This is a genomic window from Streptomyces sp. CO7, from assembly GCF_053474865.1.
In genome coordinates, this window is the sequence record NZ_JBRIOU010000001.1 from 339,594 (window position 1) to 347,399 (window position 7,806).

Consider the following 7,806-nt stretch of genomic DNA (forward strand, 5'->3'; position numbering starts at 1 on the left):
CTCCCTCCCTCCCCGACAAGGAGCACACCATGGCCATGAAGAGACGCACCCTCTTACGACTCGGCGCGGCCGGAGCCGTGGCCGCCGTCCACCTGCACGGCGCCACCACCGCAACCGCCTCCCCGTCCGCCTCGGCAGCCGCGCCGACCCAGCGCTTCGCCATCGGGGTGAGGGAGTACGCCTGGTCACGCGGAAGCCGCCGGCTGACCACCCGGATCTTCTACCCCGCGACGGGAACGCCGGGCGGGAACCCGGTCGTCAACGCCCCGGTGGCCGACGGCGTCTTCCCGATCGTCGAGTTCAGCCACGGCCTCGGCGGCAACCCCGAGAGCTACGCACCGCTGATCCGCCCCCTGGCCGAGGCCGGGTTCGTCGTCCCGGCCCCCGTCTTCCCGACCACGTCCAGCGGCACCTCGGGCAACATCCAGGACGTCTACAACGGGAACCAGTCCATGGACGTCTCCCAGGTGATCACCAACACCCTCGCCCTGAACGCCACGGCCGGCGATCCGCTCGCCGGGCACCTCGACACCCGGTCCGGCGTCGGTGTCGCGGGCCACTCGCTGGGCGGCATGACCACCCACGGCCTGCTGACCGCCTGGCCGGACAGCCGGATAGCCGCCGCCGTCCCCTTCGCCTGCGTCGACATGGGCAACCCCGGCAGCACGGTCGCCGCCAAGGTCCTGTTCGTCCACGGCGACCAGGACCCCACCTGCCAGTACTCCTCCGCCCGCCAGGCGTACGCGGAACTGCCCGCGCCCAAGGCGTTCCTCACCCACCGCGGCGCGCGCCACGACGAGTACATCTGGAGCGGCTACAACCACACCCAGACCGTGGCCACCTACGTGGACTGGATGCGCTGGAGTCTCTACGCCGACACCGCCGCCCGCGACCGCCTCTCCACCGACGCCACCTCCAACACCACCACCACGAGCTGGGAAGCCGTCCTCACTCCGTCGTCACCCCCCACCGGGTCGGTGGTCAGCCTCCGTTCCCGGGCCAACAACCAGTACGTCTGCGCCGAGAACGCGGGAGCCAACCCACTCGTCGCCAACCGCGCCACCGTCGGCGACTGGGAGCGCTTCGACCTGGTCGACCTCGGCGGGGGAGCCGTCGCCCTGCGCGCCCGTGTCAACAGCCGGTACGTCTGCGCGGAGAACGCCGGCAGCGGATCGCTCGTCGCCAACCGCACCAGCGTCGGGCCCTGGGAAACCTTCCAGCGCGTGAACAACTCCGACGGCTCCATCAGCCTGCGGGCACAGGTCAACAACCTGTACGTCACCGCCGGGAACGGCGGAACGAGCCCGCTCGTCGCAAGCCGCTCCACCATCGGCGTCTCCGAGTCGTTCACCCTCGGCAACGTCTGACCGGGCCGGGAAGGGCCCAGCCGCTCCCGCCGGGCGAAGGACGGCCCGGCTCACAGCGGTGAGCGTCCCCTCGGGACGCTCACCGCTGTCGTCGCCACCCCGCACCGCCGCCGACCTGGTCCGGCCCGGCGGTCCTCCGCAGCCCCCGAGAGCTCGCTCGGCACCCCTCGCCAGTCCCCGACCGGCGCCGAGCTCGCCGCGAAGTCCGCGCACTCGATGCGCTTCACTTCTCTCCTCCGTCCGGCGATCCACGTCGCGTGGAGCACCCCCGCACGGTCCGCGGCGCGCCGGTCCCGTGCCCGTCACCGGCGGACCGGCCCCTACCAGGCCGCCGGCGCCGCGGACATCACTGCACCACGACGTTGTCCCCGGAGGACGTGGACGGCCCGGTGGTGGTGTTGCCGTAATACGCCCAGCGCCAGGCGCCGGTCGTGGATGCCTTCACGGTCGTCCGGAGGTCACCCGAGCTGTTCGCGCACACCTTCTTCACCGTGGTGTACGAGGTGCTGCCGGTGGGCTTGAACTGCAGGCTCACCAGGCGACCCCCGTAGGAGGCGTACTTCCTGGTCTCCCAGTCGGCCCGCGTGACCTTTCCGGTCACGGTGATGGTCCGGTCCCTGGCCACCGGTTCGGGCGAGGCGTTGACGGTCAGGCGGGAGTTGCGCTTGACGTACGTCGTCTCTGCCCCTCGTCGGCGTCGCCGCCGTCGCCCTTGAAGAACACCTCGGCACCGACCTTCAGGCCCCGGCCTCGCTGTTACGCATGTCGTATTCGCTCGGGTCGAAGTAGATCGTCTCGTTGAAGTGACAGACGCCCGCGCTCACCTTGATGCAGTCGCTGCCCTCGATGACGTGCCACAACTGATCGCCATCGTTCACGGCACCGCGGTACAGGAACACCCTCGGGTACTCCCACGCCTCCGTGGTCGCCATCCGGAAGGAGGCGGGCACCGAGACCTCCTTCGACACCCCGATCACGATCGGCTTGCCGCCGTTCACCTGGACGCGGGTGAACGAGACCCCGCCCTCGGCCGCCCCGGCCTGCCCCGCGGCCACGACCGTGAACACCACCGCCGCACCACCGGCCACGACGGCTCTCCAGACCTGCTTCCCCACCTGATCCTCAAACTCCGTACCGAAGTGCTCACGAAGGCTCAACCCTCCAGCGCCTTGCAGACACCCGGCGACCCCACGGGGTTGCACACCGGCACATCACAAGAGGGCAGTGGACGATCCCGCAGCGCGCACTAAGCGTGCTCTCCGGTCGTCTCGGCCTGGAGTTTCTCCGCACGTACTCGCGGGTCGTAATCGGGACCGACGCCCTCGACCAGGACGAGGTCTCCATCGATGTGGTCGGCCCGTAGCCTCAAGATCTTCTGATACTCGGGAGACTCGTACCAAGCGCGGGCCTCGGCCATGCCAGGAAACTCGATCAGCACCATGCTGCCCGGCCAGCTACCTTCCACCACCGCCGTCGGCGGGCCGTGGATCAGGAAACGGCCGTGGAATGGGTCTAGGGTGCCCTGAATACGTGTGAGGTACTCGAGTACGTCCGGGTGATGGCGACGATCTCGTAAGTGCGCGAAACCGTATGCAGGCACGTCCGGCTCCCTCGTTCGCTCCGGTAGGACGCCGCAAACGTAGCCAGGGCCGTCACCCTCCACAATGACCTCTCAGGTAAGCGCCGGAGCTCCTTCCTCAGACACTCGACTCCCTCACCGCCGCCCACCGGGATCCGCTACCGCGCCCTCCTGGGTCGCGCCCCGTGTGGTGCGGGAGATCCTCGGCCGCAGCCGGATCAGCACGACCCTGGACGTCTGCACACACGTCGTGCAGGACACGCAGCTGGAGGCGAACAGCGGCATGGACCGAGTGCTGCAGCGGCCGCCGCCCGTGAGCAAGCCGCCCTCGTCGACGTCGGACGTGCACGTCTAACGCCCCGGAAGCCCTTGCCAGACGGTCGACCGTCTCGGCGCGCGGGAACTGACTTCCGGGACGACTGGGTGAAGGCACGATCCGCCGCCGGCATCACCGGGGAAGCCCACTTCCACAACCTCCGGCACACCGGGAACACGCTCGCGGCCTCCGGGGCGAGCTCACGCGAGCTGATGCCGCGTATGGGCCACAGCATCCCGCGGCCGCGCTCATCTACCGGCACATGGTCGACGGCCGTGACCGCGAGATCGCCGACCGCCTCGGAGCGAGGATCCGCCGCCTGGGTGGTGACGGCAAATTCTGACGGCGGTGTCGAACGTGTATGGCACGACGACCGTCACGCCGAAGGGCCAGTCCCAGAGGTGCACGCCTCTGGGACTGGCCCTTCGCGTTGAGCCGAAGGCCGCCCCGGCCATGTCCGGGGCGGCCTACCGCATGTGCTCGTGCTCAGATGACGTCGACGTAGTCCTCGCGCCCCGAGCTCACCAGGTGGGTGCTGTTCGGGTACAGGAGAACCGCGACCCACGTGCCGTCCTTCGAGGCCGTGAAGCCCTTGCTGAAGGTGCCGTCCGAGCGGGTGTAGGTGTTGCCCATGTCGTACCAGGTGCTGGAGCCCTTGGGGCGGAAGAGGATTTTCACCTTCTGGTCGGCGTAGGCCTTCCAGGCGCCCGAGGTGTACCGCTGGAGCTTGCCCTTGTAGGTGATCGTGCGGCTCTTGTGGACCGGCTCGGGCGAGGCATTGCCGTCGGTGATCCGGGTGCGGGTGCGCTTGGCGTACACGACCGCGCTGTACGACTCCTGGAAGTCGCGGCTGCCCTTGAAGTGCGCCCGGTAGTAGCCCTTGTAGGGCCCGTCGAACGTGCCCTTGAACGGTGCGCCGAAGTCTGGGTCGCCGCTGCCCGGCGTGACCGTCTTCACTGTCTGCCAGCCGGTCCTGCCGTCGGCCGAGTACTGGAGTTCGACCTTGTTGACCGCGTCCGAGGGAATCCGCTGTCCGGTGTTCAGCAGGCCCTTGGCGGTGAGTTCGGAGTACTTGTTCAAGGTCGCCGTGAAGCCGGTGATGGACGTCTTGCCCGCCACGTACACGTGGACTGTCTGAAAGTCGCTGTACGCCAGGTACGTCCCGGTGCGCACCCGCACCGCGACCTGTCCCGACCTCGGTACGGTCAGGTTTCCGGTGAAGCGGCCGTCGGCGCCCGTGACGGGCCGGGAGGCGACGCCGGATCCTCCGTCGCCGTCGTCCCACACCTCGTCGACGACGGCTCCGGCCAGTGGCTTCCACGCTCCGCCGACGTACACCTCGGCCGTGCCGGAGACCGCGGCCGGCTGACCGGCCTTCACGTACACGTTGCCGGCGTCCAGGGTCACACGTGTCTGCGACTGCACGGCCTGGACCTCGGCGCTCTGGTTGGCCCTGGACTGGTACCAGGGCTCGTCCAGCCGCAGCCAGGCGTTGACGTAGGCGGCGGACGGGTCGTCCACGGTGTAGGTGGCGGTGAAACGGCCGTCGGCGCCGGTCGTGGTCGTCTCGTCGGCCTCGTTGGTGATCTCGAGGTCCACCTGCTTGCCCGCTGCCGGTGTCGTCTCGCCGGTGCGCGGGTCGGTGACCGTGAAGCCGCCCGTGACGGTGACGTTCTGGTGCTCGTAGTCAGGGTTTCGCGGTGTGGCCTCAAGGTCGGTCAGGTTCGCCTCGAGTCGGTACTCGTAGGTGCCCTGAGCCGTGGTGGTGTCCCCGTCGGCGTCGGTCAGGTCGACCATGACGCGGTAGACGCCGAGGTCGGCGAGGCGCAGCGGGGTGCTGGTCAGCCATCCGCCCTGCTGGTCGGTGCCCGAGGTGCGGGTGAAGTCGCTGACCTCGGCGACCTCCGGGTCGCCGGCGGCGGAGTCCGGCGCGTACAGGCGCGCCGTGATGGAGGTGATGGCGCTGTCGGACGAGGCGTACACCGAGACCAGGCCGGAGGCCGGCCCGTCACCGCCCACGGTGTACAGCACGGGTGCCACCGCGGCGTGCGCGGCCGGCACCGGGCCCAGCAGGACGCCTGTCGCCACAAAGGCACAGGCGAGTGCCAGGGATCGTTTTCTCACGTGAAGTCCCCCCACGAGACTGTGAAGAGCGCGGAGCGCTCGGGAGCGAAGCGGATTGTACGTCGCGGTCACCGGGACGGACCGCGGGTCGCCGGCCGTTCTGGAACACATCTGCACACAGCCGGATCAGCATGCGGATCACCGTCTACGCGCACGTCGTGCAGGACACGCGGCGGGCGGCGATCAGCTGCATGCACCGGCTGCTGAAGCGGCGGCCCGCCCGTGAGTGACCGCCCTCGTTGCGGTCAGGCGTGGATGTCGAAGGCCCCGGACCATGATCGGTCCGGGGCCTTCGCCTCGTCCTGCCTGGAGCCCCCTGTCGGGTTCGAACCGACGACCCCCGCTTTACAAGAGCGGTGCTCTGGCCAGCTGAGCTAAGGAGGCGCTGCCCGAGCAGTGTACCCATCGGGCCGGGTGGCCCCGTCGGCAATTGTTGCGAAGTTCTCCTCCGGCAACTGCTGACTTTCGGCGGTCCCGCGGGTTAACGTCCCTGCAGTCCGGTCCGCCGGACTCGACATCCACCTTCCACTACGGATCGTCCGGCACGTTCCTGCCGGTGAAGGGGGCCCTCACCATGGCCACTGTTACGTTCGACAAGGCGACCCGGATCTACCCGGGTGGCACCAAGCCCGCCGTCGACGCGCTCGACATCGAGATCCAGGACGGCGAGTTCCTGGTTCTGGTCGGCCCGTCCGGCTGTGGCAAGTCCACCTCCCTGCGCATGCTCGCGGGTCTCGAGGACGTCAACGGCGGCGCGATCCGCATCGGTGACCGCGACGTCACGCACCTGCCGCCGAAGGACCGGGACATCGCCATGGTGTTCCAGAACTACGCGCTGTACCCGCACATGACGGTCGCCGCGAACATGGGCTTCGCGCTCAAGATCGCCGGTGTGCCGAAGGACGTCATCCGCCAGAAGGTGGAGGAGGCCGCGCGCATCCTCGACCTCACCGAGTACCTGGACCGCAAGCCCAAGGCGCTCTCCGGTGGTCAGCGTCAGCGTGTGGCGATGGGCCGCGCCATCGTGCGTGAGCCGCAGGTCTTCCTCATGGACGAGCCGCTGTCCAACCTGGACGCCAAGCTCCGTGTCTCCACCCGTACGCAGATCGCGTCGCTCCAGCGCCGCCTCGGCATCACCACCGTCTACGTCACCCACGACCAGGTCGAGGCCATGACGATGGGCGACCGGGTGGCCGTGCTGAAGGACGGTCTGCTGCAGCAGATCGACACCCCGCGCAACATGTACGACCGTCCCGCCAACCTCTTCGTGGCCGGCTTCATCGGCTCGCCCGCGATGAACCTGGTCGAGGTCCCGATCGCCGACGGCGGCGTGAAGTTCGGCAACACCGTGGTGCCGGTCAGCCGTGAGGCCATCACCGCCGCCACCAGCCGCGGCGACTCCACGGTGACCGTGGGTGTCCGCCCCGAGCACTTCGACGTGGTGCCGGTCGGCGCCGGCGGTCTCTCCAAGGAGAGCGGCCTCGAGGTCTCGGTCAACGTGGTCGAGGAGCTCGGCGCCGACGGTTACGTCTACGGCACCGCGCGGGTCGGCGGCGAGGACAAGGACCTGGTCGTCCGCGTCAACGGCCGTCAGGTCCCGGAGAAGGGCTCCAAGCTCAGCATCGTCCCGAAGGCCGGCGAGACCCACGTGTTCTCGACCTCCACGGGCGAGCGTCTCTCCGACTGATCCCGGAAGAGTGGTACGCAGGGCCCCGCGGCGTTCGCGCCGCGGGGCCCTCGCGCGTTCCGGATCGGCCCCCATGCGCACGAGGGCGGCGGGTTGACTCCGGGCACGGCGTCAACCCGGTGACTCGAATGCTCCACCGAAACGTCACCCATCAGGGTTACCAAATGTCGCCGGGCAACTACCGCCCGCTACCCTCACTCGCGTGAAGCACACCACGAACCAGCAGACGCGCGCCGGCCGCGGTCCCGCCCGCGGGATCGGCCGCACGCTCGCCCTCGTCCTCCCCGTCGTCCTGGTCCTCTCCGGCACGCTCGCGGTCACGCGGGTGAACTGGTCGGGCGAGCCCGCCGACCCGGTGCTCGCCGCTGCGAACGCCGAGGCGCCGGCGGGCGTGTCCGGCCGGCACCGTCCCGCTCCGCAGGACGTGCTGCGCGACCGGCTCCTGACCGAGATGCGGGAGAAGGACCCGGGCGTCGCCCTCACCCACCTCCAGAGGGCGGTCGACGAGCGCCCGTCGCTGGCCCGTCACTGCGCCTCGATCGCCCGTGCGCTCGGGAAGGCGGCGGTCCGCACCTACGGGCCGGTGAAGGCGCAGTCCTTCTCGCGGCCGGTGTGCGACACCGCGTTCGCCACCGGGGTGGCCGCGGCCGGGATCTGACCACCGGCCCGGGCTCCGTACCTTCCCCGGCCCCGCCGCGGTCCCTCGGAGGGCCGGCGGGGCATGGGCGGGGCA

Annotated in this window: 6 protein-coding genes, 1 tRNA gene and 2 pseudogenes; 5 read left to right on the plus strand and 4 right to left on the minus strand. The window is 69.7% G+C overall.

Annotated elements, in window-relative coordinates; genetic code table 11:
- The coding region (locus tag ACOV8S_RS01575; RefSeq protein ID WP_448315542.1) for an alpha/beta hydrolase at positions 1–1,367 on the plus strand (1,367 nt) is incomplete at its 5' end.
- A gap of 346 nt (positions 1,368–1,713) precedes the next feature.
- On the opposite strand, the pseudogene ACOV8S_RS01580 reads toward ACOV8S_RS01575, so the two are convergent.
- Positions 1,714–2,482 (minus strand): annotated as a pseudogene (locus tag ACOV8S_RS01580) (hypothetical protein).
- Between the two features lie 131 nt (positions 2,483–2,613).
- Positions 2,614–2,967, minus strand: a complete 354-nt coding sequence (locus ACOV8S_RS01585; protein ID WP_448315544.1) for a DUF1330 domain-containing protein — start codon at positions 2,965–2,967, stop codon at positions 2,614–2,616.
- 381 nt (positions 2,968–3,348) lie between these two features.
- Between ACOV8S_RS01585 and ACOV8S_RS01590 the strand changes: the two are divergent.
- Positions 3,349–3,605 (plus strand): annotated as a pseudogene (locus ACOV8S_RS01590) (tyrosine-type recombinase/integrase); the annotation flags it as partial.
- 143 nt (positions 3,606–3,748) lie between these two features.
- Here the strand turns inward: ACOV8S_RS01590 and ACOV8S_RS01595 are convergent.
- The gene (locus tag ACOV8S_RS01595) at positions 3,749–5,386 is read right to left on the minus strand and encodes a hypothetical protein (protein WP_448315546.1); all 1,638 of its coding nucleotides are present in this window, start codon (positions 5,384–5,386) and stop codon (positions 3,749–3,751) included.
- 131 nt (positions 5,387–5,517) lie between these two features.
- Between ACOV8S_RS01595 and ACOV8S_RS01600 the strand changes: the two genes are divergently transcribed.
- Positions 5,518–5,616, plus strand: coding sequence for an integrase (locus ACOV8S_RS01600; RefSeq protein WP_448315547.1), 99 nt, complete (start codon positions 5,518–5,520; stop codon positions 5,614–5,616).
- 77 nt (positions 5,617–5,693) lie between these two features.
- On the opposite strand, the gene ACOV8S_RS01605 is transcribed toward ACOV8S_RS01600, so the two are convergent.
- Positions 5,694–5,770: transfer RNA gene (locus tag ACOV8S_RS01605), tRNA-Thr, on the minus strand.
- Between the two features lie 190 nt (positions 5,771–5,960).
- Here ACOV8S_RS01605 and ACOV8S_RS01610 point away from each other — a divergent pair.
- Positions 5,961–7,073 carry an ABC transporter ATP-binding protein gene (locus ACOV8S_RS01610; RefSeq protein ID WP_448315549.1) on the plus strand — a complete coding sequence of 371 codons (1,113 nt, stop codon included), beginning with the start codon at positions 5,961–5,963 and terminating at the stop codon, positions 7,071–7,073.
- 202 nt (positions 7,074–7,275) lie between these two features.
- Positions 7,276–7,731, plus strand: coding sequence for a hypothetical protein (locus ACOV8S_RS01615; RefSeq protein ID WP_448315550.1), 456 nt, complete (start codon positions 7,276–7,278; stop codon positions 7,729–7,731).
- The last annotated feature ends 75 nt before the right edge of the window (positions 7,732–7,806 follow it).